The sequence below is a fragment of the Enterobacter soli genome, from assembly GCF_964208575.1.
Classification (GTDB): Bacteria; Pseudomonadota; Gammaproteobacteria; order Enterobacterales; family Enterobacteriaceae; genus Enterobacter; species Enterobacter soli_A.
Window position 1 is genome coordinate 1 of sequence record NZ_CAXOFU010000036.1, and the last position, 24,105, is coordinate 24,105.

Consider the following 24,105-nt stretch of genomic DNA (forward strand, 5'->3'; position numbering starts at 1 on the left):
TCGCCTTCCAGCGCTTTCAGAGCAGAACCACGAACTATTGGGGTATCGTCGCCTGGGAAATCGTACTGAGACAGCAGTTCACGAACTTCCATCTCTACCAGTTCCAGCAGCTCTTCGTCATCAACCATGTCGCATTTGTTCAGGAACACGATGATGAAAGGAACGCCTACCTGACGACCCAGCAGGATGTGCTCACGGGTCTGAGGCATTGGGCCGTCAGTCGCAGCAACAACCAGGATCGCGCCGTCCATCTGCGCAGCACCGGTGATCATGTTTTTAACATAGTCGGCGTGGCCTGGGCAGTCTACGTGTGCGTAGTGGCGAGTCGGGGTGTCATATTCAACGTGGGAAGTGTTGATGGTGATACCACGAGCTTTTTCTTCTGGCGCGTTATCGATCTGGTCGAATGCACGAGCAGAACCACCGTAGGTTTTAGCCAGAACGGTAGTGATTGCAGCGGTCAGGGTAGTTTTACCATGGTCAACGTGGCCGATAGTACCAACGTTGACGTGCGGTTTTGTACGTTCAAATTTTTCTTTAGACACGGCTATATTCCTTACTATAGTGCTCTCCCCTTCGGAGAGAGCACGGGACTTAGGTTTTAATCCTGTGGATTACTTACCACGGGCTTCAATAACGGCCTGAGCAACGTTGTTCGGCGCATCATCATACTTCAGGAATTCCATAGTGTATGATGCACGACCTTTGGTCAGAGAACGCAGCTGAGTTGCATATCCGAACATTTCAGACAGCGGAACTTCAGCGTGGATCTTAACGCCAGTTACTTCAGATTCCTGACCACGCAGCATACCGCGACGACGGCTCAAGTCACCGATAACGTCACCGGTGTTCTCTTCAGGAGTTTCTACTTCAACCTTCATGATTGGCTCAAGCAGAACTGGTTTAGCTTTCTTAAAGCCTTCTTTAAAGGCGATAGAAGCTGCCAGTTTAAACGCCAGCTCAGAGGAGTCAACGTCATGGTAAGAACCGAAGTGCAGACGGATACCCATGTCAACAACCGGGTAGCCAGCCAGAGGACCGGACTTCAGCTGCTCCTGGATGCCTTTATCAACGGCAGGGATGTATTCGCCAGGAATTACACCACCTTTGATGTCGTTGATGAACTCGTAACCTTTAGGGTTAGAGCCCGGCTCCAGTGGGTACATGTCGATCACAACGTGACCGTACTGACCGCGACCACCAGACTGCTTAGCGTGTTTACCTTCAACATCGGTAACTTTCGCGCGAATCGCTTCACGGTAAGCAACCTGAGGTTTACCAACGTTAGCTTCAACGTTGAATTCACGCTTCATACGGTCAACGATGATGTCGAGGTGCAGTTCACCCATACCAGCGATGATGGTCTGGTTAGATTCTTCATCAGTCCATACGCGGAATGATGGGTCTTCTTTAGCCAGACGGCCCAGAGCCAGACCCATTTTTTCCTGGTCAGCTTTGGTTTTTGGTTCAACAGCGATGGAGATTACCGGCTCTGGGAATTCCATACGCTCCAGAATGATAGGGTGATCCGGGTCACACAGGGTGTCACCAGTGGTCACGTCTTTCAGACCGATAGCTGCTGCGATATCGCCCGCACGAACTTCTTTGATCTCTTCACGTTTGTTCGCGTGCATCTGTACGATACGACCGAAACGTTCACGTGCTGATTTCACGGAGTTCAGGATGGTGTCACCGGAGTTAACCACACCAGAGTACACGCGGAAGAAGGTCAGGTTACCCACGAATGGGTCGGTAGCGATTTTGAACGCCAGGGACGCAAACGGCTCGTCATCACTTGCGTGACGCTCAGCCGGAGTGTCTTTACCGTCGTCCAGGATGCCGTTGATCGCAGGAACGTCAACTGGGGATGGCAGGTAGTCAACTACCGCATCCAGCATTGCCTGAACACCTTTGTTCTTGAACGCAGAACCACAGGTTACCAGGATGATTTCGTTGTTCAGAACGCGCTGACGCAGAGCTTTTTTGATCTCTTCTTCAGTCAGTTCTTCACCACCCAGGTATTTTTCCATCAGCTCTTCAGAAGCTTCAGCTGCGGATTCGATCAGGTTCTGGTGCCATTCGTCAGCCAGGTCCTGCATGTCTGCCGGGATATCTTCGTATTCGAAGGTAACGCCCTGGTCAGCATCGTTCCAGTTGATGGCTTTCATTTTCACCAGGTCGATAACGCCGGTGAAGCCTTCTTCAGCACCAATTGCCAGCTGCAGCGGAACAGGGTTCGCGCCCAGACGGGATTTGATCTGACCAACAACTTTCAGGAAGTTAGCACCCATACGGTCCATTTTGTTAACGAACGCGATGCGTGGAACTTTATATTTGTTCGCCTGACGCCATACGGTTTCAGACTGTGGCTGAACACCACCAACTGCGCAATAAACCATTACCGCGCCGTCAAGAACACGCATGGAACGTTCTACTTCGATGGTGAAGTCAACGTGGCCCGGGGTGTCGATGATGTTTACGCGATGCGGTTCGTACTGCTTAGCCATACCTGACCAGAATGCAGTAGTCGCTGCGGAGGTGATAGTAATACCACGCTCCTGCTCCTGTTCCATCCAGTCCATGGTGGCTGCGCCGTCATGAACTTCACCGATTTTGTGGTTTACACCGGTGTAGAACAGAATACGTTCGGTAGTAGTGGTTTTACCGGCGTCGATGTGCGCACTGATACCGATGTTACGGTAGCGTGCGATGGGTGTTGTACGAGCCATTTGATTCCTCGTTTGTTTCTTTGGCGTTCAGTTAAGTGACCCAGAGCGGGCGGCTTCTCTGAAGCGCCCGCCTGGTGACTATGACTCCGAAGGGATTACCAACGGTAGTGTGCGAACGCCTTGTTGGCTTCTGCCATACGGTGAACGTCTTCACGTTTCTTAACTGCGGTACCTTTGTTGTCCGCAGCGTCAGAAAGTTCGTTCGCCAGACGCAGAGCCATGGATTTATCACCGCGTTTACGAGCAGCTTCAACGATCCAACGCATTGCCAGGGCATTACGACGAACCGGACGAACTTCAACTGGAACCTGATAAGTAGAACCACCAACGCGGCGGGACTTAACTTCTACAGTTGGGCGAACGTTGTCGAGAGCGACTTCGAAAGCTTCCAGTTCATTTTTACCAGAACGCTGAGCCAGGGTCTCAAGCGCGCTGTATACGATTGCTTCTGCAGTAGATTTTTTACCATCTACCATCAGGATATTTACAAATTTTGCCAGCAGTTCTGATCCGAATTTCGGATCTGGAAGAATTTTACGCTGACCAATGACGCGACGACGTGGCATGGGAATACTCCGTTGTTAATTCAGGATTGTCCAAAACTCAAAGAGTTTAGTGTGACATTAAGATAAATCAGTTTGGCCTTACTTAACGGAGAACCATTAAGCCTTAGGACGCTTCACGCCGTACTTGGAGCGAGCCTGCTTACGGTCTTTAACGCCGGAGCAGTCGAGCGCACCACGAACGGTGTGGTAACGAACACCCGGAAGGTCTTTAACACGACCGCCACGGATCAGGATCACGGAGTGCTCCTGCAGGTTGTGACCTTCACCACCGATGTAGGAAGTCACTTCAAAACCGTTAGTCAAACGCACACGGCATACTTTACGCAGTGCGGAGTTTGGTTTCTTAGGAGTGGTGGTATATACACGAGTACATACGCCACGTTTCTGCGGGCAGGCTTCCAGCGCAGGCACGTTGCTTTTTGCAACTTTGCGAGCGCGTGGTTTGCGTACCAGCTGGTTAACTGTTGCCATTAAATAGCTCCTGGTTTTAGCTTTTGCTTCGTAAACACGTAATAAAACGACCTCATACAATATGAGGACGCGAAATTTTAGGGCTACGTCGAAAAGGTGTCAAGAAATATACAGCGATCTCAAATCACCAGTTCATTTGACTGGCATGGGACACCGTAAGATTGACGAAATCATTATAGCCAACCACGTCAATTTTGGCTGAAATTTGACCAATCAGCCCTCTCGCGTCGAGATCCTCTTTCAGCGCAGACACAGAGATGGGGGCATTGGTGAGAATTTCAACGAAGCGACTGCCTTCGATGGCGGCAAGTACCCCATCCTGAATAAGCAACAGGTCATCGCCTTCCCGCAGCATCCTGAGTAACGCTTCGATGTCGCACTGCCACGGCGAGTGGCTCAATGTATGGAGCATGACAGCCTCAGAAAGTCAGAATGGTGTCGTAGTGTGAGAGTTGTTCGCGCACGGCGTCTGCCGCAAGTACCGTTACGTCGAGCACAAACTCGGACGTTTCGGTTAACCCGCGCGCGGCCAGAGAGTCGGCGCAGACATAGAACGTGACGATATCGTACAGCGGCAGCACTTTGAACGTCGCAATATAGTCACGCGCAAGCACCGCCTGAGGGTTTTGCCCGGCAAGCAGCTGGAACACGCCATCCCCAATAAAGAACACGCCGATATCTTCGGTTAATGCCGACGTCGCCAGCAGCGCATCCAGCCCTTCCCGGCCAGACGTGCTTCCGTGGGGAGCAGAAGCAAAGACGAAAGCCACACGATTCATCAGAACTGTACCATGCGATCGCAGGTCAGCGCGGCCTGAGCCAGAGCGCCTAAACCGCTGAGAGAGAAACCTGCCTGAAGGTTCGCCGCAGGCAGGCCAAGACGGGCGGCTTCGGTTGCGTCTGCAATTCCCCGACGCAGCGCCGCCGCCACGCAGATGTGCAGCTCAACGCCCTGCTTTTCATTCAACGCCTGCCAGGCGCGCACCAGGTCGAACTCGTCCGACGCCGGGGAGGTAAGCTGGTTGGCGTTATAGACCCCTTCCCGATAAAAGAAGACGCTCGCCAGTTCGTGTCCGGCCTCAAGCAGCGCATGGGCAAACTGCAGCGCGCTGCTGGCCTGCTGGGTGCCGTAGGCCGGGCCTGTCACCATTAAGGCAAAACGCATTACTTCTCTTGCCCCAGGAAATCACCGCTCTTGAACTGACGGATATAGAGGTAAACCGTATGTTTGGAGATATTCAGACGGTCGGCCACCTGGTTGATGGCATCTTTGATATCAAAAATCCCTTTCTCGTAGAGGTTCAGCACAATCTGGCGATTCTTGGCGTTGTTAGATACGTTGCGATCGGCATTCACCTCTTCGATCGTGAACTCAAGGGTTTGCGTCACCAGATCTTCGACGGAAGAAGCAAAGTTTACGGAAGAGCCAACGTCCGGCGTTTCAGGCGGAATAAAGGTGCTCATAATTTGTGAGAACGGCACATCAAGGTTCATGTTGATGCACAGCAGCCCAATCACACGGTGCTCGCGGTTACGGATGGCAATGGTTTCTGATTTCATCAGCACGCCACTTTTGGCACGGGTGAAATAGCATTTGGACACGCTGCTGTCCGCGCCGGTCATGTCGTGCAGCATACGCAATGCAAGATCGGTAATGGGTGAGCCAATTTTACGGCCGGTATGTTCTCCATTGGCAATGCGGATGGCGGAACACTTGAGATCTTGCAAGGAGTGCAAAACGATTTCGCAGTGGGACCCAATGAGCATCGCTAACCCGTCCACCACCGCTTCGTAGGATTTCAGAATATCGAAGTCGGTCTGATCGAAAGGACGTTGATCCAGTAAATCAAGCTCACTGGTTTCGTTGGTTAAAAGCGACCTGGACATGAAAAAAACACTCCTTTTCAGGAGCCTGTCGTTAGGTTTTCAGGGCAGGCTCATTATCTACACGGACAACTAAATTAATACAGCGTGTATAACGCTTTCCAGTGTTAATTATATCTGCCCCACAATAAAAAAAACCGCCGCCTTAAAGGCGGCGGTTTTCACAACATTACTTCTTGGCGTCTGCCGCAGCTTTCGCGTCTGCCGGGGCTTCCGGTTTCGCATCCGCTTTCGGTGCTGGTTTGATATCCAGCAGCTCTACGTCGAAGACCAGCGTAGAGTTCGCAGGGATACCTGGAACGCCAGTTTTGCCGTAAGCCAGATCTGGTGGGATGACCAGCTGGATTTTACCGCCTTTCTTGATGTTCTTCAGACCTTCGGTCCAGCCCGGGATCACGCCGTCCAGACGGAAGGAGAGAGGCTCACCGCGGGTGTAGGAGTTGTCGAACTCTTTACCGTCGATCAGCGTACCTTTGTAGTTAACCACAACGGTGTCGCTGTCTTTTGGCGCGTCACCGGTACCTTCTTTCTCGACTTTATAGACCAGGCCAGTAGAAGAGGTTTTCACGCCTTTCTCTTTAGCGAACTTATCGCGGAAGGCTTTGCCTTTCGCTTCGTTGTCTTTTGCGTCAGCTTCCATTTTGGTCTGCGCTGCGCCTTTCACGCGGGCTTCGAAGGCCTGCAGAGTCTGCTCGATTTCCTGGTCAGACAGTTTGCTCTTGTCAGCAAACGCATCCTGAACACCCGCGATCAGCTGAGCTTTGTCCAGTTTAATGCCCAGTTTCTCTTGCTCTTTCAGAGAGTTTTCCATGTAACGGCCCAGAGATGCGCCAAGTGCGTAGGCGGATTTCTGGTCGTCATTTTTGAACGCCGCTTTGCTGTCTGCCGCAGCAGCAGGTTTCGCAGCGGTATCAGCAGCGAAAGTCAGCGGTGCGTGCAGCGCAACCGCCATTGTGGTTGCCAGCAGCGTTGCTTTAAACAGTGATTTCATCCATATCTCCAGGGCCTGGGGACTCTCACCCCAGCGTTAAACGTAAATGAGTAGCGTACTATAAATCGTTGCGGAAGAAATCTACAGCCAGACTCCCCCTATTGTCGCTACTTTTCAGACTATTTTTGTTTAAATAAGTTTCTTACCAAGGGGATGGATACTGCACTCAGGCATAAACTCGGTTAGAATTCGCCGCCCACGCCCGCGGTGGCGAACGAGAAAGAAACGAGGTGGATCATGAAGGACACAACGATTGAAGCAAGACTGGCAGAGCTGGAAAGCCGCCTGGCCTTTCAGGACATCACCATCGAAGAGCTTAACCAGACCGTGACTGCCCACGAGCTAGAAATGGCGAAACTGCGGGATCACATGCGTCTGTTGACCGAAAAGCTAAAAGCAACCCAGCCGTCGAACATTGCCTCTCAGTCTGAAGAGACACCACCGCCCCACTATTGAGGCGTAAAAAAAGCGGGATTATCCCGCTTTTTTATTTTCCGCAAAACGGAATCAGTGGCAACCGCAGCCGCCGTTACCGCCGCAACCACCTTTACCGTGGTCATGACCATGGTCGTGATCGTGGCCGTGACCACCGCAGCAGCCGTCATGGCCATGATCGTGATCGTGATCGTGACCGTGCGCACCGTGAACGTGGCCGTGAGCCAGCTCTTCTTCGGTCGCTTCGCGGATAGCAACAACTTCTACGTTGAACTTCAGGTTCTGGCCAGCCAGCATGTGGTTGCCGTCAACCACAACGTGGTCGTCTTCAACTTCAGTGATTTCAACCGGAACCGGGCCCTGGTCAGTTTCAGCCAGGAAGCGCATTCCCACCTGCAGTTCGTCAACGCCCATGAACACGTCTTTAGGAACGCGCTGCACCAGGTTGTCGTCGTACTGACCGTAAGCGTCGTTCGCGCCAACAGCAACGTCGAATTTATCGCCAACATCGTGACCTTCCAGCGCAGTTTCCAGGCCAGAGATCAGGGAACCGTGACCATGCAGGTAGTCCAGCGGCGCACTCACCGGAGACTCATCAACCAACACACCGTCTTCTGTACGTACCTGATAGGCCAGGCTGACCACCAGGTCTTTTGCTACTTTCATGATATCTCCTGAGCGTGGGAAAATTGCTGGCGCAGATTGTAGCGGAAATCTGCACCCGTGTACCCTTTAGCTTAAAAAAACTCAGGGCATATCGCTAGTCCGGATGAAAAATGCCGATCACTTGCTCTTCTTTGCGAACATGCTCGCGGGCTTCTTTATCCGCCTCGCGCATCTGGTGACCGCACTTAACGCACTCAACAACATCAACATTATTCTCGCGCCACATTGCCAGCGTATCTTGCGCCTGACAGGTCGGGCATTTTGCGCCTGCGATAAAGCGTTTACGTACCGCCATAGTTAGTTACCCTTTATTCAAATTCGTCCCAGCCGTCGAGCTGGCGTCTTTCCTGCTGCATCTCTCTCTGGAAGATCTCTTCCAGCTCGCGTCGCGCTTCCCGCACGCGGGAGATCTGTACCGTATCGGTATGCACAGGCATGAGTTCGCGCAGCATGCGCATATCCAGCCTGCGGAAGTGCATCTGGGCGCGATGCGCCTGGTGCGGATGCATCCCCAATGAGATAAGCGCCTTACGCCCCAGCTCAAGCGCGGAAGAGAACGTCTCACGGGAGAAGTGTTTGACCCCCGCCTGCAGCAGCTCGTGCGCTTCCACACGCCCGCGGGCGCGCGCCAGAATGTGTAAATGCGGGAAGTGCTGCTGGCACAGCTCAACCAGCTTCATGGTGTCTTCCGGCTCGTTACAGGTGATGATAATGGACTCGGCGGCTTCCGCGCCGGCGGAGCGCAGCAGTTCAAGCTGGGTCGCATCGCCGTAGTAAACCTTATAGCCGTATTTGCGCATCAGGTTCACCGCGCTGATATCCCGCTCCAGCACCGTAATGCGCATTTTGTTCGCCATCAGCAGGCGGCCAATCACCTGCCCGAAACGTCCGAATCCCACCACGATCACCTGCGGCTTATCGTCCTCGACCCACGGCGCTTCGTCTTCATCGTCAGCCGGGTTCAGGCGCCGGGACAAGACTTTATCCACGAGCTTCATCAGCAGCGGCGTGGTCATCATCGACAGGGTGACCGTTACCAGCAGCAGCGCCATCTGGTCATCTTTAAACAATTTCTGCGACGATGCCGTGGAGAAGAGCACAAACGCGAACTCGCCCCCCTGGCTTAGCACGCTGGCAAACTGCATACGCTCCGAGCTGCGCAGCCCGTAAATCCGCGCCAGCGCGTACAGCACCAGCGTTTTGACCGACACCAGCACCGCGACGCTTGCGATAACCCACAGCAGGTGGGTATACAGCACGCCCAGGTTCAGCGCCATTCCGACCGAAATAAAGAACAGCCCCAACAGCAGCCCTTTAAACGGGTCGATCGCCGTTTCCAGCTCGTGACGGTATTCGCTCTCCGCAAGCAGCACGCCGGCGATAAAGGTGCCGAGCGCCATCGACAGCCCCAGCGCATCCATAAACAGCGCCGAGCCGAGCACCAGCAGCAGCGTGGCGGCGGTAAAGACTTCGCGCACCCCGGAGGCGGCGATAAAGCGGAACACCGGGCGCAGCAGGAAGCGTCCGCCGATGAGCATTCCCGCGAAGGCCAGCACCTTCATGGAAACCTTCACCCAGTCGAAGTGGTCGTCACCGGATCCGGCCAGCAGCGGCACCAGCGCCAGGGCGGGGATCACCGCTAAATCCTGGAACAGCAGCACCGAAAAGCCCAGCTGCCCCGCTTCGCTGCGGTTCATGCCCTTATCGCGCATCAGCTGGAGCGCCATCGCCGTGGAGGACATCGCCAGGCCAATGCCGCCAACCACCGCCGCCTGCCAGGAAAAATCGGTGAGCATCAGCAGCCCGCCGAGAATGGCGGCGCTGAACAGCACCTGCGCCGTTCCCACGCCAAATATCGAGCGGCGAAGCTGCCACAGCTTGGACGGGTTCAGCTCAAGGCCGATGATGAACATCAGGAACACCACGCCCAGCTCGGAGAAGTGGAGGATTTCGTCCACGTCGCTGATAAAGCCTAAGCCCCACGGGCCGATGGCGATCCCCGCGAGCAGATAGCCAAGCACCGCGCCAATTCCGATCCGGGCGGCCAGCGGCACCGCCACCACCGCGGAGAATAAAAAGAGCACGCCCGCCAGCAGTAAATTCGATCCTTCCATCAGCGCCCTCCCGCCGGGATCGGCGACGCCAGCCACTCGCCGTAGGCCCGGGCGTGACTCGCCAGCGCCTGAGGCTCCTGGCGACGCGCCCAGTAGACAATGATCGGGCTCATCCAGTGCATGCGGCACATGGCGGCCGTGAGTTCGAAGGGTCGCAGAATATCGCTCATCGGGTAGCGGTTAAGGCCGTCGTGACGGTACGCGCTCTCCGGCTCGCCGGTGGTAATGACGCTACGCCAGTACTTTCCCGCCAGCTGGTTCCCCCCAATCCCGCTGGAGAACCCCCGGCTCAGGACGCGATCCAGCCACTCTTTGAGCAGCGCCGGACAGCTATAGGTATAGAGCGGATGCTGGAACACAATCACGTCATGCTGGCGCAGCAGTTCCTGCTCGTAGGGAATATCGATAAAGAAATCAGGATAGTGCGCGTAGAGATCGTGCACCGTCACGTTGCTGAGCTGTGTTGCCGGCTTAAGCAGCACCCGGTTCGCCACCGAGTCCTGAGATTCCGGATGGGCATACAGCAGCAGCACTTTTGCTGTCTGAGACATCAATTCCCTCCCGGTCATGTTTCTGTTTTTGTGTCTGGTCGAGGTTTTGGGCTACCATGGCGGCCCGGTACGGAAAACGGCCCGCACCTTACATTATCATAATGACAAATTAACATAGTCGGAACATACGGCGCTTCTATGATTGTTTTCTCCTCGTTACAAATTCGTCGCGGCGTGCGCGTCCTGCTGGACAACGCAACGGCCACCATTAACCCAGGCCAGAAGGTCGGTCTGGTGGGCAAAAATGGCTGCGGCAAGTCCACCCTGCTGTCGCTGTTGAAAAACGAGATAAGCGCCGATGGCGGCAACTTTACCTTCCCGGGCAACTGGCAGCTCGCCTGGGTGAACCAGGAAACGCCCGCGCTGAGCGAGCCCGCACTCGACTATGTGATTGACGGCGACCGTGAATACCGCAAGCTGGAGCGTGAACTGCACGACGCGAACGAGCGTAACGACGGTCACGCCATTGCCACCGTTCACGGCAAGTTGGACGCCATCGACGCCTGGACCATTCGCTCCCGCGCCTCCAGCCTGCTGCACGGTCTGGGGTTTAGCAACGAGCAGCTTGAACGCCCGGTCAGCGACTTCTCCGGCGGCTGGCGTATGCGCCTTAACCTGGCGCAGGCGCTGATCTGCCGCTCCGACCTGCTGCTGCTCGATGAACCGACCAACCACCTGGATCTCGATGCGGTTATCTGGCTGGAAAAGTGGCTCAAGAGCTATCAGGGCACTCTGATTCTGATTTCCCACGACCGCGACTTCCTCGATCCGGTGGTGGATAAAATCATTCATATCGAACAGCAAACCATGTTCGAGTACACCGGCAACTACAGCTCCTTCGAGCGCCAGCGCGCAACCCGTCTTGCCCAGCAGCAGTCGATGTACGAAAGCCAGCAGCAGCGCGTGGCGCACCTGCAAAGCTTCGTTGACCGCTTCAAAGCGAAGGCCTCAAAGGCCAAGCAGGCCCAGAGCCGCATCAAGATGCTGGAGCGCATGGAGATGATCGCCCCGGCGCACGTGGATAACCCGTTCCACTTCAGCTTCCGCGCGCCGGAGAGCTTGCCGAATCCGCTGCTGAAAATGGAAAAAGTGAGCGCCGGGTACGGCGAGCGCACGATCCTCGACTCCATTAAGCTCAACCTGGTGCCGGGTTCCCGTATTGGCCTGCTCGGGCGCAACGGTGCCGGTAAGTCCACCTTAATTAAGCTGCTGGCGGGCGAGCTTAGCCCGATAAGCGGCGATATCGGCCTGGCGAAGGGCATTAAGCTTGGCTACTTCGCTCAGCATCAGCTGGAATTTTTACGCGCGGACGAGTCGCCGATTCAGCACCTGGCGCGTCTGGCGCCGCAGGAGATGGAGCAGAAGCTGCGCGATTATCTCGGCGGCTTCGGCTTCCAGGGCGATAAGGTGACCGAAAACACCGAGCGCTTCTCCGGGGGCGAAAAAGCGCGTCTGGTGCTGGCGCTGATCGTCTGGCAGCGCCCGAATCTGCTGCTGCTCGATGAACCGACCAACCACCTGGATCTCGATATGCGTCAGGCGCTGACCGAAGCGCTGATAGAGTTCGAAGGCGCGCTGGTGGTGGTGTCGCACGATCGTCACCTGATCCGCTCCACTACGGACGATCTGTACCTGGTTCACGGCGGCAAGGTTGAGCCGTTCGACGGCGATCTGGAAGATTATCAGCAGTGGCTGACCGACGTGCAGAAGCAGGAAAACCAGCCGGAAGAGTCGGCGAAGGACAACGCCAACAGCGCGCAGTCGCGTAAGGATCAGAAGCGTCGCGAAGCCGAGCTGCGCACCCAGACACAGCCGCTGCGCAAAGAGATTGCCCGTCTGGAAAAAGAGATGGAAAAGCTCAACGCTACCCTTGCCGCCGTGGAAGAGAAGCTCGGCGACAGCGGGCTGTACGATCAGAGCCGCAAGGCGGAGCTGACCGACTGCCTGCAAACCCAGGCGAAAACCAAATCCAGCCTGGAAGAGTGTGAAATGGCGTGGCTGGACGCGCAGGAGCAGCTGGAAGCGATGCTTCAGGCTGACTAAACCACCGGAGGGCCGATGAGTATCGATATCACGAGCGAAATTACGTTCCGTAAGCTCAGCATCTTCATGACGTTTATGGAGAAGGGCAATATCGCGCGTACCGCCGAAACTCTGGGCCTGAGCGGCGTGAGCGTTCACCGGGCGTTGCACACCCTGGAAGAGAACGTTCGCTGCCCGCTGTTCACCCACAAAGGGCGTAACCTGATTGCCCTTCCCTCCGCCTGGACGCTGCTGGAGTATTGCCAGGAGGTGATGCAGGTGATGGAGCGCGGGCTGGAAGAGTCGCGCAAAATTGCCGGGATCGGTCAGGGACGGCTGCGCGTCGGCACGCTCTACTCGCTGACGCTGGAAACGGTGCCGCGCCTGATTATGGGCATGAAGCTGCGTCGGCCGGATCTGGAGATGGATCTGACGATGGGCTCGAACGAGACTCTGCTGCACATGCTGGACGACGGCTCGCTGGACGCGATCCTGATTTCCATTTCCGAAAGCGATATAGATCGCAACAGCCTCGAAGTGCTGCCGCTGTTTCACGACGACATTTTCTTAGCCGCGCCCGCCTCCGCCACGCTGGACACCTCCGGCCCGGCGGATCTGCGCGACTATAAGCATCAGAAGTTTGTGGCGCTGGCGGAAGGCTTTGCCACCTACGCCGGGTTCCAGGAAGCGTTTCACATCGCCGGGTTCGAGCCGGAGATTGTCACCCGGGTAAACGACATTTTCTCGATGCTGAGCCTGGTGCAGGCGGGCGTGGGGTATACGCTGATGCCGGGCAGGATGAAGAAGGTGTATGAGAACTCGGTGCAGCTGTTAAAGCTGGCGGAGCCGTACCAGATGCAGCAGCTTATCGCCATCGTGTTTGCCCGCAACCGTGAGCAGGATCCGAGCCTCCGGGCCCTGGCCGCCGAGGGGCGGATGTATGCCAGAAGTCTCTCCACAGACGCGTAGGCCCACGCCTCGCGGATGCAAGGCATGACCTGCTGGCCTGATGTAGTGAATTCCTCAGTAGCCGATGGCGTTGACGCGCCCCTTTACCGCCCTGCCCTCAACGCACTGTATCCATAATGGATACCACGCCGCGTATTCCGTAAAGAACACCGCAATATTTTTAATTTTGAGTTTATACAGCGCATTTCGCTTATGGGCGCTGACCGTTTTTTCGCTGATATGCAATTTTGTTGCGACATGCTTTTGGCCAATCCCCAGGCAAATCATTCTTATTATCAGCGCCTCTCTAATGGACAGTTCCGTTGAGCTGCGTCGCCTTACGCAGCCAAAGCGCCATCCGCTTAATAATCGACTGAAAATGTGCGTCTCCGCCGCCCGGTCGATCAATGAACGTCGACAAAGAATAAACGCAGAAATAGGGTCGCAGCAGATGAGACGATCTATCTCATCCTCGTTAAGCACATAAATATACTCATGCCCCGTGTCAAAAAGAATAAGGCCTTCAGGTTCAGAAATATTGAGATTAATTAATAGAGAATTAATACCCAGAATAAAATATTTATCTTCAGAAAAGATCTTCATTGTCTCTCCATGAATAGTGGAAGCTTGAATCCTTTTAAACGTCTTCTTCGGCGTAAATGAGGTCATAAAAGAGCTCGATCTGCCTAATAGCACAGCCTTTAGGAGCTGGTGCCAGGCAGACCTTAGAGGCCGATATTCAAGCGATGGGTAATAACAGCCTTACGACGTTGTTATTGAGGCCGGGCCTTTCAGAACGATGAAAGGCCCAGCTTATTGCCGGTATTACCCATGAATCAGAGTGTTGCTGTTTATACCGCGGAAAGTCAGCTTATGGGCTCAGAGCTGCTGCGGATGTTGTTCTGCGCTAAATTAGCCATCTTCACGCTCATTTCATCGCTGCTTTCTGGATCAATGACTCTGTCGATGGCATTGTCGATGGCATTAATGTCAACATCGTCAAAAGTGGTGACGCTACTCTCCCTCCACGCACCGTCGCGGTGCGTAGCCTTACTGCTAATAAACAGTGGCAGGGTGCTTAACACCACCCCGTGCTGTGCCTGCACAAGAGAAGCGTTGTACGGGGCAGGCGCCAGATGCGCGAAAGTAGACTTTCCACTCGCCGTCACGGTGCTGTAACGCTCGGATATAAACCTGTCATTGCTGACAATAAAACATAACAGCAGCGTGCAGAGTAAAAGATACCCCAGTTCCTTACTGAGACGATACTTATCCATCATCATTCCTTTTTGCCATTCCTTTATAAACACAGCGTATTTCTCTCGTTGCGTCGGCATCTGGCAACAAACGAGGCGTAGCGATAAAACTCAGCTTGATTTGAGGCCCCCATCTTACGGCTGGCGTTGCGATAGTGGGTGCTGATTGTCTTTTGTGAACGGTTTAGGATCCGTGAGATATCACCGCTGTTGTACCCTTTACCAATTAAGATCATGACATCATTTTCCGCATCGGAAAGCTGGGCGTACTTCTTTAATCCAAAGCTCCAGTAAGCATCTTTGGTATTGAGATGAACATGCGGGTCCGAATTAGCAATCGCCAGGATTTTGCCAATCTTCATCGAAACATCACTCAGCGTTTGGCTACGCGCCAGAAAAGGCACATGCAGCGTTAACTTGTCCGCTGGTTTGCTCTCTCTGTGCCGCTCGGTACTGCTACGAATTCTCCGTTTATTCAGGAAGTTAATCGTGACATGATCATCGTAGAAGATGATATTCGCACTTTCTTTGCTCATTTCATCAGTTGATAATGCAAAACGCGTATTATTTAGTTGTTCGTTTTCCATTTTACACAAAATAAGAGATTTAACTCCCAAAGCGCGATAATAGTTAGTGTCCAGCAATAAAATGTTCAACATATTGTACCCCCGTCTGTCTATTGCATTCCTTTTCAAAAGAATAACTTCCATAAAAACAACATAAAGCTTCAATACAAAATCTGCATCCGCAAGCAAGAACGAAAATGAGCTTTAGAATTATGTAGTGCTCATCTTGATACTATGCAAAAACGCCTCCTGTGGTAATACCTGAAATTTATTTTAGGATAAAAAGCCAAGAAAATCGCCCAAGAGAATATCCTAAAGTCGAGCCGGAATTGCTCTATTTAAGAGTTCTTCACAATCCTGGATAAAAAAATCAGGTCATCCTCAAACTGAAAGATCTCATTTCAGAATGCTTGCAGGCACATCTGGCGGCGGAACTGCCAATTAAGCAACCGCTGGATTTAAAATAGAGTAGCCAGATGCCCGAGCGCGAGGGAACCAGGACACATAAGGCTGCTTATATTATCTTTCCCTCAACGCTTCTCCCACTTTGTTGAATGGCTTAATCAGGTACTGCAGAATTGTCTTTTGACCGGTCTTGATATCGACACTGGCAACCATCCCTGGGGAGATAAAATGCTTTTTACTATCCTGCGTCTGTAAATGGTCTTTCGTTGTTCGGATATAGACACGATAAAAGACAACTTCCGGTTTCTGTGGATCTGAAATAGTATCAGGTGAAATAGTTACCACCTCACCATCCATGCCACCATAAATAGAGTAGTCATACGCGGTGATCTTTACGATGGCTCGCTGCCCTGGATGTATAAAGGCGATATCGCGTGGCAAAATTTTGGCTTCAATCAGCAAGCGATCGTCAAGGGGAACAATATTCATGATTGTCCCATTCGGGGGAATTACGCCTCCAATCGTGTTGATTTCGATATTCTTAACAATCCCTTTTACCGGAGAAGTGATGGTGGACTTTTTCAGCATGTCGCGTTGGCCAACGATCTTTTGATACAGGGAATCCACTTCGCCAGAAATTTTGGATAGCTCCTCTCCCGATCTCACCTGATAGTTGTAGTGGAGTTCCGACTCTTTCATGTTCAGATCGACCAGCTGTTTTCTCAGCCTGATGACGTCTACCTTACTTGAGGCCCCCTGCGCCATAAGCTGCGTGTTAATCGCCAGCTCATTGCTCAATAACACCCTCGATGCCTGAATGTCTTTTATTGATGAGATATAGTTATTTTTCCGCGACTGATAGAGGATCCTCTCTCTTTCTGTGATCTCCGGAAAATCGCTCAGCTCACTGGGAAAGACCAGAGGACGATCGGTTATTTCAGCCTGAAGCCGAATTTTGCTGGCCAATAACGCACGATACTTTGATTCAGACTCCATCACCGCCGCCTGGGTTCTTATCGTATCGAGGTTAGCGATAATATCCCCCGCCTGGACGATCTGTCCCTCCGTAACGTGGATTTTATCCAGAATCCCACCATCAAGAGATTGAATGATCTTCTCTTTTGAACTTGGAATGACCCGACCATCCCCTTTAGAAACTTCATCGATGCTGAATACAGACGCCCAGAGCAAAAAAATGCTTAGAAAAAAGATAACGCTGAGCAGAATATAAAGTGCCTTGCTGGTTTTTACCCCTCCTCGGGTGTCGGCAAGCGTGAACTGATCCGTTTCCCGAGCCCGGTGGACAGCATCTTTATCCGCTGTAAAAAGCACGTGTTTGCAAAAATCTGTTGCCAGAAGGACCTTCTTCTTTATTTTACTATATATATTTTTCATTAAAATCAATCACCTAAATAGCCAGACTGAATCAGCCGAGATGATACAGCTGATGCGATCGGATATGTTGTTGCAGCGCCCCGCCAAAATAACGAATCACTAACCCATCTTATGCAAGATTATTAATATTTTATAAATTTCATCTGTGCTGAAGATGAAAACCCATAATAAAAGGATGTCTAGAAAAAAGATGACGCTGAGAACAATATAAAACGTCACACCTTTTTTCTCGCGACTACGCTCATCAGCAAGCAGAAATTTTCTTTTTATTTTTTCTGACATATCGTTCATCAAAGGTTACCATCTGAATAATTCGACCATAATCATGATAATGCGGCGTAAATAACGCCCGCTTTACACATTATCGATGATTTCGCTTTTGCCCTTATCCAGTACTATTCTTCCGCCAGAAACCACAATGGTACGGTTAACCAGATCCAATATTTTCTTACGATGGGTGGCAATAATAACGGTTTTGCCTGAAATCCAGCGGCTCATGTTTTTTACAAACTCATCTTCCGTCACATCATCAAGCGCGGAGGTTGGCTCATCCATAATCACGATGTGAGGATTACGTAGCACCAGTCTCGCCAGCAGTATGGTTTGCTGCTGCCCACCTGAAAGGCCATGGCCGCCTTCCTGAATGATGTAATCGAGACCCGAGGGCAGTTGGTTGATGAAGTTCATCGCACCGGTGATCTTGATCGCGTTGATAATATCGCTGTCCTTTGCCATCGGAGAGCCCAGCGTAATGTTCTCACGCAGTGAACCGTAAAAAAGTCGTGAGTTTTGACTGAGATATCCAATATCGCGGCGCAAGTCGGCGGGGTCGATATCATTCATGTTAATGCCATCCAGCAGCAGCTCACCGGACCTCTGACACATCATCCCTGCAAGCGCGTTTAACAGCGACGATTTCCCGGAGCCATTACGCCCAAGAATGGCGATGCGTTCGCCCGCTTTGATCTCCAGTGAATCGATGCTCACCGCAAGTTTCTGACCGTCGGCATGATGCATAAAAGCAGCATTCTTCACCGAATAATGACCTTCGATCAGTTTCTTATGGATCAGCCTCTGGTGTTCCGGCTGGTCAACGGGCAACTGCATAATGGAATCCAGGCCGGTCATCGCCACTTTGGTCTGCTGCCAGCGAGTGATGATATTGGCAATCTGGGCGATGGGCGCCATCATTCTTGAACTCAGAATGGATGAAGCGACTAACGCACCGGTAGACAGCTCGCCGGACATCACAAACGGTGTGCCAACCAAAACCAGACAAACGAACACTGCGCTTTGAACCAGGTAAGACCACGTCGTTAACGTATGCGTCAGGTGCTTGAGTTCCAGACTATTTTCAGATGTCGTCTTGATATAGTGCAGCCACTGCTGCTGAAAGCGATGTTCAGCCTGCAAAAATTTGATGTCGTCCAGCCCCTGAACGGTTTCGACCAGCATGGCATTACGCAGGCTAGATTCTCTCATCGCCGTATTGGCCAGGCGAAAGAGCTTCTTTTGGCTCATTAAACCCGGAAGCACCATAAGGATTGCCCCCGCCAGAGGAACGAGGAAAACAATTCCACCTAAAAAATAGATAATCACCAGGAACATAAAGAAGAACGGTAAATCCGTAATCGCGACAACGGTCGACGAGGTCATCATTTCACGAACCTGTTCCAGCTCCTTTAGCTGGGAAATAAACGACCCCGTTGATTTCGGACGATAGGGATTTTTAATCCTCAGGGCCCGTCCAAAAACGCGGTCTGAGATGATCAAATCGGCCCGCTTTCCCAGAATGTCAGTCACGCTGTAGCGGATTAATCGCAGGGTAAAATCAAAAATCAGCGCCACAATCACACCGATAAAAAGCACCCACATGGTGGGATGCGACTGTGCGGGAATGATACGGTCATAGGTTTGCATCGAATACGTAATGCCGGCCAGACCGAGAATATTGACAAACAGAGAACCCAATATCACCAGATAGTACGGCTTCATGTCGGCAAAAATAATTTTCCACACCCAGTACTTCTCAGCGGGCTTAACGTAGTCGTCGATTCGGGCATCAGGTACGTTTTTGGCTGGCCTCAGGGTGAAAATTCGACGCCCTTCACTCCGCAGCTGTTCTTCTTGTACTAATGAAATGAGGTCGCCGTCTTCTGCAAATGAGACGACAAAATTCTTATCCTTATCAATGCTTTTGATAATGGCCAGACGACCATCTTTCATCTCCAGCACCTGTGGAAATAGCCAGGAATTAAACCGATAACCCTCGACGGCGTTTTCTTTAAAAGACAGCCCGGCTCGACGACTCATGATTTCAATGACTTTTTGGCTTGACTCGTTATCGTGCCATAAGGACGTTATCAGGATATTCTGCTCTGAAACATTTAATCCATAGTGATGCGCAATATTCACCAGCGCACTTTTCCATTGTTCCAGATAGTATTGCTTAGCGTCGTTGTCCGTTTCCATATAGGAAAAAAATTCCATGTTTTCCACTACATTACCCTTGAGTTTTCAGTAAATCGGTCAGTTTTCCGGCATAGTAAAGACTCTCCAGTGAAAGATTCGATACCGTATAGTTACCGTTAATAATGTCTGTTCTTGTCTGGTGGATCTCAGCTTCAGCGCTGGTAAGATCCGAGAAGGAGCGAGTGCCTAACTGCAGATACTGTGCCATATAAAGATCCCGGGTTCTTATTGCACTGCGCTCTCTTTCCAGTTTGTTTTCCAGGCTGACCTTGGTGTTTTTCATTTGGCTGGAAAATTCCATTAGCCTCTGTTTCGCATTATTTTCTTCGGCATCTAAGTTATATTGCGCCGTAGACAGTGCTTCTTGTGCCTGCTGCACCTTCGATGAAACAGAGCCACCCTGATAAAGCGGGACTTTTACATTGATAAATGCCCCATAACGATCGCGATTTCTGGTAACGCTATTGCTGGTTGTTTGTGCGGTAAGATCGTGTTCATAGTATGGGGTCAGCGTTATTTTTGGATAATGCCCGTTTTTCTGCACATCGATTTCTTTTTTCGCAATATCGATTTTGGCCCGTGCAATCCTGATTGCAGGTGAATCTATGTGCGTTGGATTATCACGCAACACGTTGTTATAAACGTTTTCCACTTCAGCCGGGATTTCCATGACTATTCTGGAAGAAACCGGTTTATTTAAAAGATAATCCAGCGTTGCCGACCATTTATTATACTGTGACAGATAATCATTGTAGCTTGAGAGCGACTCTGTCACTTTCAGGCTCGCCTGGGAGTAATCAGATTCAGCACTCGCACCCAGTGCGACGCGCTTTTTAGTCATCTCTTTAATCCTGGTAAAACCGTCAATGCGATCCTTTGCAGCAATACTGAGTTGATAATAGCGAACGATCTGTAAATATGCCCCAATAGTTTGATAGAGAATATCGTTAACTTTTTTTTCTACTTCATAGCTAGCACCGATGACGTTAAATTCGGACAGTTCAACCCGGTCGGCCGTACTGCCAAAATCATAAATCATCTGTTCAATAGAAACGTTTACCTGATTAGTCTGATTGTTTTCATCAGAATAATCATCTTTTTCGAGTCCAGAATTAAGACCTACCTCCACATTAGGATAATATGACGCTTTGGCTTCATCCACCATTGACTTTAATCGTTCAGTTTCTGATTTAGCTCGTTTTATTTCAGGATGCCAACTGACCGCCATCCACATTGCGCTATGTAGATTGTATTTTTCTTTTGAAGCGTTTACGCTTTTTTTAACGACTTTCTTAGATACTTCAGGTGTTGTTTTCGGCGCCACAGGGAGCATTTTAACGGGGCCAGAGAAAACAATATTATTCTCTTTCACCGGTTCTTGTTTGGGCGTTGGCTTTGCTGTCGTAACCGGTTTTTTTTCTTCACCGACAAAGGTAACGGGAAAGATTTCCGACGCACAGATTGCGTCCGCTATCATTAAAAGATTTCCCATGCTAACGGATAAATAGAGCAATATTTTCTGAGAAAGATTCACTGCATATCTCCCTGAATTATTTATATAACGCGTTATCATTCCATGATGATGTTTTATGTACCCAATGACGAACAGATACTTTATAGCGTTGGTAATAAGCCACATTGCTATAAGCAAGTGGCTTGACAGCCCAACCGCTCAATCTATTAAGCGGTTGGGAAAGTGGATTACTTAATGTTATGCAGCAGCTAAGTTATAATTATCTTCACTTAACTGAAGCTGGGAAATAATTTTATCCAGTACGTTATATCCTCCAGTATCCTCAACGCTGTTTTGCGCGTCAGGGGTATTCGTTTCGGCTACGACAAGATCGGTTTCTGCCCCAATGAGAGAATCCAGATCAATTTCACCAGGTTGATTTTCTTCGAGTAAAGAAGCGATCTGACCATCTGTAAGCTCTTCATTTACTGCTGGCAAAGACGCGTCCAGAGAAGGCTGCGCTTCGTCCATAGCGGTGAGAGAAACCACGTTGGTATCGGCGCTGCCCGCTAACGTATCAAGGGTAGCCGAAATTTCAACCAGGTCTTTCATCGTCAAGGTGTTCTCGGTATTTTCACCAAGGACAAATGTCGCCGGGCTTTCTACAAAATTATCGACAGCGGTTTCAACGTTATCAATAACGGTATTGTATGCCTCGACAACCTCCTCGGCACTTTCACCTGATGAACCGCCAAAGATCATCCCAATAATATTGTTGAAAATATTAGAGATCGTTTCCAGTGGGTGAGTCACATCATAGATAAGCGATCCTACAAAATCAATGATGCCCTTAAACGGACTCAGAACGGTATCAATAACATTATTAATCAGATCGGTAATTGTTCCGACTGGGTTAGTCATGAAATTCCACGCCATTCCGACTGGATCGCCGATCAGGCCTAATATTGCATCCACCGGATTTAGCACGACGCCAATGACGGAATTAACGATATCCATAATGCCCTTGAACGGACTCAGGATCAGATCGATAATCCCCTGGAAAATATCACCAACAGCACCGAATGGATTGCCAAGGATGTTACCTATGCCTTCCATTACGCCACCGATAATATTACCCACCGTCTCAAACGGACTCATAATAAAGTCGAAGACGGAACCGACCGCATCAATAATACCCTTGAACGGGGTCGTGATCAGATCGATAACACCCTGGAAAATATCACCGATAGCACCAAACGGGTTGCCGAGGATGTTACCAATGCCTTCCATGATTCCGTTGAAAATATCACCAATGCCTCCAAGCGGGCTGGTAATAAAATCAAAGACAGAGCCAATCGCATCAATAATACCCTTGAATGGGCTAAGGATCAGGTCGATAGCGCCCTGGATAAAGTCTCCAATTGCCCCAATCGGGTTACTGAAGAATTGCCCAATACTGCCTAAAATTGAGGAGATCAAATCTCCGGTGCCGCTAATAGGTGACTCAATGAAGGCGATAATATTATCAATAATATCGTTCACCGGATTACTGGCAATATCCTCATCTGAGGTAATTCCCAGCAGACCCTTAACAAAGGATTCCACAATTGCGACCAGTGATGTGCCGGTGCTGATACCAATTGGGATACCCATGATCAACGCCATGCCCAGCTTCGTGATCAAGTTGACGACACTGCTTAAACCATAATGAATGGCGATAACAACACCGTCAATGGCAAGTGGGAAGTCAGAGACTACACTCGCGACAGGTATTAATCCTGGGATGACCTGCAAGAAGCCTGTAATAATCCCCAGAATCCACTCAGCCACTACGGAGATTCCTTCAACGGCAAGTTTAGGAATAACCATAATTGCGACGAAAATATCACCCAGTATTAATGGGATAAGCGGGTTCTTTGAAAGCGATTCCGAGAGAGCGGAAATGAAATCTTCCATCGCAGAAGAATCACCGCTAAGCACAGCACCGATCCCTTTTGAAAGGGTAATAACCCAGGCAATGGCCCCGGTAATAATCCCAGGTATGGTAATTACGCCAACACCAATGCTTTCAATGATAATTTTTGCGGTATTAAATATACCGTCGACGATAATTAAAATACCGTTCAGGATGTGAGGAATTAAACCTAACGGTCCCCAAACCCCTGCCAGAAGACCCGTAGTAAAGCCGGTGATCCACTGAACTAAATTCGACAGGAAGCTTAATGGCGCATGGATAACTTCTACAATCGCTTCCCAGGCAATCAATGCAACACCCGTCAGGGCTGCAGGTCCTGACTCGAGCGAGAAGTGGTAATCCCCTAACAGCGAAATGACCGACTTCAGCGCTTCCAGAATCCCTTTAGGAATTGCAATGATCACATCCCAAATGCCACCGACAAAATTCCCGACCATGTTAAACAGGGAATCGAGGAATGACGGCTCATCTTCATGATTGAGGCTGGAGGCATCGGCAACGGCCTGTTCCACGCCCGCAACATCGGTCGCATCGTTAACGGCCTGATGGGCGTTATCTTTTTGCTCGTCGCTGAGATACGCCATGTCATCGATCGCCTTGTTGGCGTCGTCTTTGGCACTCTGAAGATTATCTTTTTCCGCATCGGCCAGCGCTTTTTCCACGTCCGGCACGGTTGACGCAGCCTGGATCGCCTCTTTCGCTTCGGTCTTCTGCTCGTCGCTCAGGTACGCCATATCGTCCACGGCCTGAGTCGCTTCCGCTTTGGCAGCGTCCAGGTTCTGGGCAGCGGCATCGGCCAGCGCCTGCTCCACGCCCGGTACGGTCGTTGCAGCCTGAATAGCGTCCTTCGCTTCGGCCTTCTGCTCGTCGCTCAGGTATGCCATGTCGTCCACGGCCTGAGCCGCTTCCGCTTTGGCAGCGTCCAGGTTCTGGGCAGCGGCATCGGCCAGCGCCTGCTCCACGCCCGGTACGGTCGTTGCAGCCTGGATCGCGTCCTTCGCCTCGGCCTTCTGCTCGTCGCTCAGGTATGCCATGTCGTCCACGGCCTGAGCCGCTTCCGCTTTGGCAGCGTCAAGGTTCTGGGCTGCGGCATCGGCAACAGCCTGCTCCACGTCCGGTACGGTCGTTGCTGACTGGATCGCGTCCTTCGCTTCGGCCTTCTGCTCGTCGCTCAGGTATGCCATGTCGTCCACGGCCTGAGTCGCG

The 24,105-nt window shown here is 51.4% G+C and carries 23 protein-coding genes; 3 read left to right on the forward strand and 20 right to left on the reverse strand.

Translation table 11 applies throughout. From position 1 onward, the window contains the following. From AB6V08_RS22500 to fkpA, 9 genes are all read right to left on the reverse strand, one after another. Positions 1-545, reverse strand: a 545-nt coding sequence (locus AB6V08_RS22500; RefSeq protein ID WP_262822802.1) for a GTP-binding protein, incomplete at its 3' end; no start/stop codon positions are given. A gap of 69 nt (positions 546-614) precedes the next feature. Beyond that, entirely contained in the window at positions 615-2,729 is a 2,115-nt protein-coding gene (gene fusA / locus AB6V08_RS22505; protein ID WP_368544973.1) for an elongation factor G, read from the reverse strand. 95 nt (positions 2,730-2,824) lie between these two features. Continuing rightward, entirely contained in the window at positions 2,825-3,295 is a 471-nt protein-coding gene (gene rpsG / locus AB6V08_RS22510; RefSeq protein WP_004106370.1) for a 30S ribosomal protein S7, read from the reverse strand. 96 nt (positions 3,296-3,391) lie between these two features. After that, positions 3,392-3,766, reverse strand: a complete 375-nt coding sequence (rpsL, locus tag AB6V08_RS22515; RefSeq protein WP_000246815.1) for a 30S ribosomal protein S12 — start codon at positions 3,764-3,766, stop codon at positions 3,392-3,394. A gap of 124 nt (positions 3,767-3,890) precedes the next feature. Next, the gene (gene tusB, locus AB6V08_RS22520; protein ID WP_368544974.1) at positions 3,891-4,178 is read right to left on the reverse strand and encodes a sulfurtransferase complex subunit TusB; all 288 of its coding nucleotides are present in this window, start codon (positions 4,176-4,178) and stop codon (positions 3,891-3,893) included. Positions 4,179-4,185: 7 nt separating this feature from the next. After that, the gene (gene tusC / locus AB6V08_RS22525) at positions 4,186-4,545 is read right to left on the reverse strand and encodes a sulfurtransferase complex subunit TusC (protein WP_368544975.1); all 360 of its coding nucleotides are present in this window, start codon (positions 4,543-4,545) and stop codon (positions 4,186-4,188) included. After that, positions 4,545-4,931, reverse strand: coding sequence for a sulfurtransferase complex subunit TusD (gene tusD, locus AB6V08_RS22530; protein ID WP_368544976.1), 387 nt, complete (start codon positions 4,929-4,931; stop codon positions 4,545-4,547). Before tusD ends, tusC begins: the two co-directional genes overlap by 1 nt. Further along, complete coding sequence (locus tag AB6V08_RS22535; protein ID WP_182062770.1) at positions 4,931-5,653, reverse strand: helix-turn-helix transcriptional regulator; 723 nt, start codon at positions 5,651-5,653, stop codon at positions 4,931-4,933. The genes tusD and AB6V08_RS22535 overlap by 1 nt, the downstream gene beginning before the upstream one ends. Positions 5,654-5,819: 166 nt before the next feature. Then, positions 5,820-6,641, reverse strand: a complete 822-nt coding sequence (gene fkpA / locus AB6V08_RS22540) for an FKBP-type peptidyl-prolyl cis-trans isomerase (protein ID WP_368544977.1) — start codon at positions 6,639-6,641, stop codon at positions 5,820-5,822. A 237-nt stretch (positions 6,642-6,878) separates the two neighbouring features. Between fkpA and AB6V08_RS22545 the strand changes: the two genes are divergently transcribed. Further along, positions 6,879-7,097 (forward strand): protein SlyX, encoded by a 219-nt coding sequence (locus tag AB6V08_RS22545; protein ID WP_003861693.1) that lies wholly within the window; start codon positions 6,879-6,881, stop codon positions 7,095-7,097. Positions 7,098-7,148: 51 nt separating this feature from the next. Here the strand turns inward: AB6V08_RS22545 and slyD are convergent, their stop codons facing one another. From slyD to kefG, 4 genes are all read right to left on the reverse strand, one after another. Then, positions 7,149-7,742, reverse strand: coding sequence for a peptidylprolyl isomerase (gene slyD / locus AB6V08_RS22550; protein WP_297116993.1), 594 nt, complete (start codon positions 7,740-7,742; stop codon positions 7,149-7,151). A gap of 94 nt (positions 7,743-7,836) precedes the next feature. Then, positions 7,837-8,037 carry a YheV family putative zinc ribbon protein gene (locus tag AB6V08_RS22555; RefSeq protein WP_368544978.1) on the reverse strand — a complete coding sequence of 67 codons (201 nt, stop codon included), beginning with the start codon at positions 8,035-8,037 and terminating at the stop codon, positions 7,837-7,839. Between the two features lie 13 nt (positions 8,038-8,050). Then, a complete protein-coding gene (kefB, locus tag AB6V08_RS22560; protein WP_368544979.1) occupies positions 8,051-9,856 on the reverse strand; it encodes a glutathione-regulated potassium-efflux system protein KefB in 1,806 nt (601 codons plus the stop codon). Further along, on the reverse strand, positions 9,856-10,407 hold the full coding sequence (kefG, locus tag AB6V08_RS22565) for a glutathione-regulated potassium-efflux system ancillary protein KefG (protein WP_439649911.1): 552 nt from the start codon (positions 10,405-10,407) through the stop codon (positions 9,856-9,858). The genes kefB and kefG overlap by 1 nt, the downstream gene beginning before the upstream one ends. Before the next feature lie 138 nt (positions 10,408-10,545). On the opposite strand from kefG, the gene AB6V08_RS22570 reads away from it, so the two are divergent. Next, positions 10,546-12,450: an ABC transporter ATP-binding protein gene (locus tag AB6V08_RS22570; protein ID WP_368544981.1), complete on the forward strand. Its 1,905-nt coding sequence runs from the start codon at positions 10,546-10,548 to the stop codon at positions 12,448-12,450. 15 nt (positions 12,451-12,465) lie between these two features. Further along, a complete protein-coding gene (locus tag AB6V08_RS22575; RefSeq protein ID WP_368544982.1) occupies positions 12,466-13,398 on the forward strand; it encodes a LysR family transcriptional regulator in 933 nt (310 codons plus the stop codon). Between the two features lie 54 nt (positions 13,399-13,452). On the opposite strand, the gene AB6V08_RS22580 is transcribed toward AB6V08_RS22575, so the two are convergent. From AB6V08_RS22580 to AB6V08_RS22610, 7 genes are all read right to left on the reverse strand, one after another. Further along, a complete protein-coding gene (locus tag AB6V08_RS22580) occupies positions 13,453-13,980 on the reverse strand; it encodes a LuxR C-terminal-related transcriptional regulator (protein WP_368544983.1) in 528 nt (175 codons plus the stop codon). A 263-nt stretch (positions 13,981-14,243) separates the two neighbouring features. Further along, complete coding sequence (locus AB6V08_RS22585) at positions 14,244-14,654, reverse strand: hypothetical protein (protein ID WP_368544984.1); 411 nt, start codon at positions 14,652-14,654, stop codon at positions 14,244-14,246. 23 nt (positions 14,655-14,677) lie between these two features. Then, positions 14,678-15,292 carry a helix-turn-helix transcriptional regulator gene (locus AB6V08_RS22590; RefSeq protein ID WP_368544985.1) on the reverse strand — a complete coding sequence of 205 codons (615 nt, stop codon included), beginning with the start codon at positions 15,290-15,292 and terminating at the stop codon, positions 14,678-14,680. 426 nt (positions 15,293-15,718) lie between these two features. Further along, complete coding sequence (locus AB6V08_RS22595; protein ID WP_368544986.1) at positions 15,719-16,999, reverse strand: HlyD family efflux transporter periplasmic adaptor subunit; 1,281 nt, start codon at positions 16,997-16,999, stop codon at positions 15,719-15,721. Positions 17,000-17,353: 354 nt separating this feature from the next. Then, a complete protein-coding gene (locus AB6V08_RS22600) occupies positions 17,354-19,489 on the reverse strand; it encodes a type I secretion system permease/ATPase (RefSeq protein ID WP_368544989.1) in 2,136 nt (711 codons plus the stop codon). A 13-nt stretch (positions 19,490-19,502) separates the two neighbouring features. Beyond that, positions 19,503-21,005 (reverse strand): TolC family protein, encoded by a 1,503-nt coding sequence (locus AB6V08_RS22605; RefSeq protein ID WP_368544987.1) that lies wholly within the window; start codon positions 21,003-21,005, stop codon positions 19,503-19,505. A gap of 177 nt (positions 21,006-21,182) precedes the next feature. Next, positions 21,183-24,092: a hypothetical protein gene (locus AB6V08_RS22610; protein ID WP_368544988.1), complete on the reverse strand. Its 2,910-nt coding sequence runs from the start codon at positions 24,090-24,092 to the stop codon at positions 21,183-21,185. Between the last annotated feature and the right edge of the window lie 13 nt (positions 24,093-24,105).

Excerpts from the sequence above, each read along its gene's own strand:
- fusA (WP_368544973.1), bottom strand. The coding sequence starts at position 2,729 with ATGGCTCGTACAACACCCATCGCACGCTACCGTAACATCGGTATCAGT.
- rpsG (WP_004106370.1), bottom strand. The coding sequence starts at position 3,295 with ATGCCACGTCGTCGCGTCATTGGTCAGCGTAAAATTCTTCCAGATCCG.
- rpsL (WP_000246815.1), bottom strand. The coding sequence starts at position 3,766 with ATGGCAACAGTTAACCAGCTGGTACGCAAACCACGCGCTCGCAAAGTT.
- tusB (WP_368544974.1), bottom strand. The coding sequence starts at position 4,178 with ATGCTCCATACATTGAGCCACTCGCCGTGGCAGTGCGACATCGAAGCG.
- tusC (WP_368544975.1), bottom strand. The coding sequence starts at position 4,545 with ATGAATCGTGTGGCTTTCGTCTTTGCTTCTGCTCCCCACGGAAGCACG.
- tusD (WP_368544976.1), bottom strand. The coding sequence starts at position 4,931 with ATGCGTTTTGCCTTAATGGTGACAGGCCCGGCCTACGGCACCCAGCAG.
- AB6V08_RS22535 (WP_182062770.1), bottom strand. The coding sequence starts at position 5,653 with ATGTCCAGGTCGCTTTTAACCAACGAAACCAGTGAGCTTGATTTACTG.
- fkpA (WP_368544977.1), bottom strand. The coding sequence starts at position 6,641 with ATGAAATCACTGTTTAAAGCAACGCTGCTGGCAACCACAATGGCGGTT.
- AB6V08_RS22545 (WP_003861693.1), top strand. The coding sequence starts at position 6,879 with ATGAAGGACACAACGATTGAAGCAAGACTGGCAGAGCTGGAAAGCCGC.
- slyD (WP_297116993.1), bottom strand. The coding sequence starts at position 7,742 with ATGAAAGTAGCAAAAGACCTGGTGGTCAGCCTGGCCTATCAGGTACGT.
- AB6V08_RS22555 (WP_368544978.1), bottom strand. The coding sequence starts at position 8,037 with ATGGCGGTACGTAAACGCTTTATCGCAGGCGCAAAATGCCCGACCTGT.
- kefB (WP_368544979.1), bottom strand. The coding sequence starts at position 9,856 with ATGGAAGGATCGAATTTACTGCTGGCGGGCGTGCTCTTTTTATTCTCC.
- kefG (WP_439649911.1), bottom strand. The coding sequence starts at position 10,407 with ATGTCTCAGACAGCAAAAGTGCTGCTGCTGTATGCCCATCCGGAATCT.
- AB6V08_RS22570 (WP_368544981.1), top strand. The coding sequence starts at position 10,546 with ATGATTGTTTTCTCCTCGTTACAAATTCGTCGCGGCGTGCGCGTCCTG.
- AB6V08_RS22575 (WP_368544982.1), top strand. The coding sequence starts at position 12,466 with ATGAGTATCGATATCACGAGCGAAATTACGTTCCGTAAGCTCAGCATC.
- AB6V08_RS22580 (WP_368544983.1), bottom strand. The coding sequence starts at position 13,980 with ATGAAGATCTTTTCTGAAGATAAATATTTTATTCTGGGTATTAATTCT.
- AB6V08_RS22585 (WP_368544984.1), bottom strand. The coding sequence starts at position 14,654 with ATGGATAAGTATCGTCTCAGTAAGGAACTGGGGTATCTTTTACTCTGC.
- AB6V08_RS22590 (WP_368544985.1), bottom strand. The coding sequence starts at position 15,292 with ATGTTGAACATTTTATTGCTGGACACTAACTATTATCGCGCTTTGGGA.
- AB6V08_RS22595 (WP_368544986.1), bottom strand. The coding sequence starts at position 16,999 with ATGAAAAATATATATAGTAAAATAAAGAAGAAGGTCCTTCTGGCAACA.
- AB6V08_RS22600 (WP_368544989.1), bottom strand. The coding sequence starts at position 19,489 with ATGGAATTTTTTTCCTATATGGAAACGGACAACGACGCTAAGCAATAC.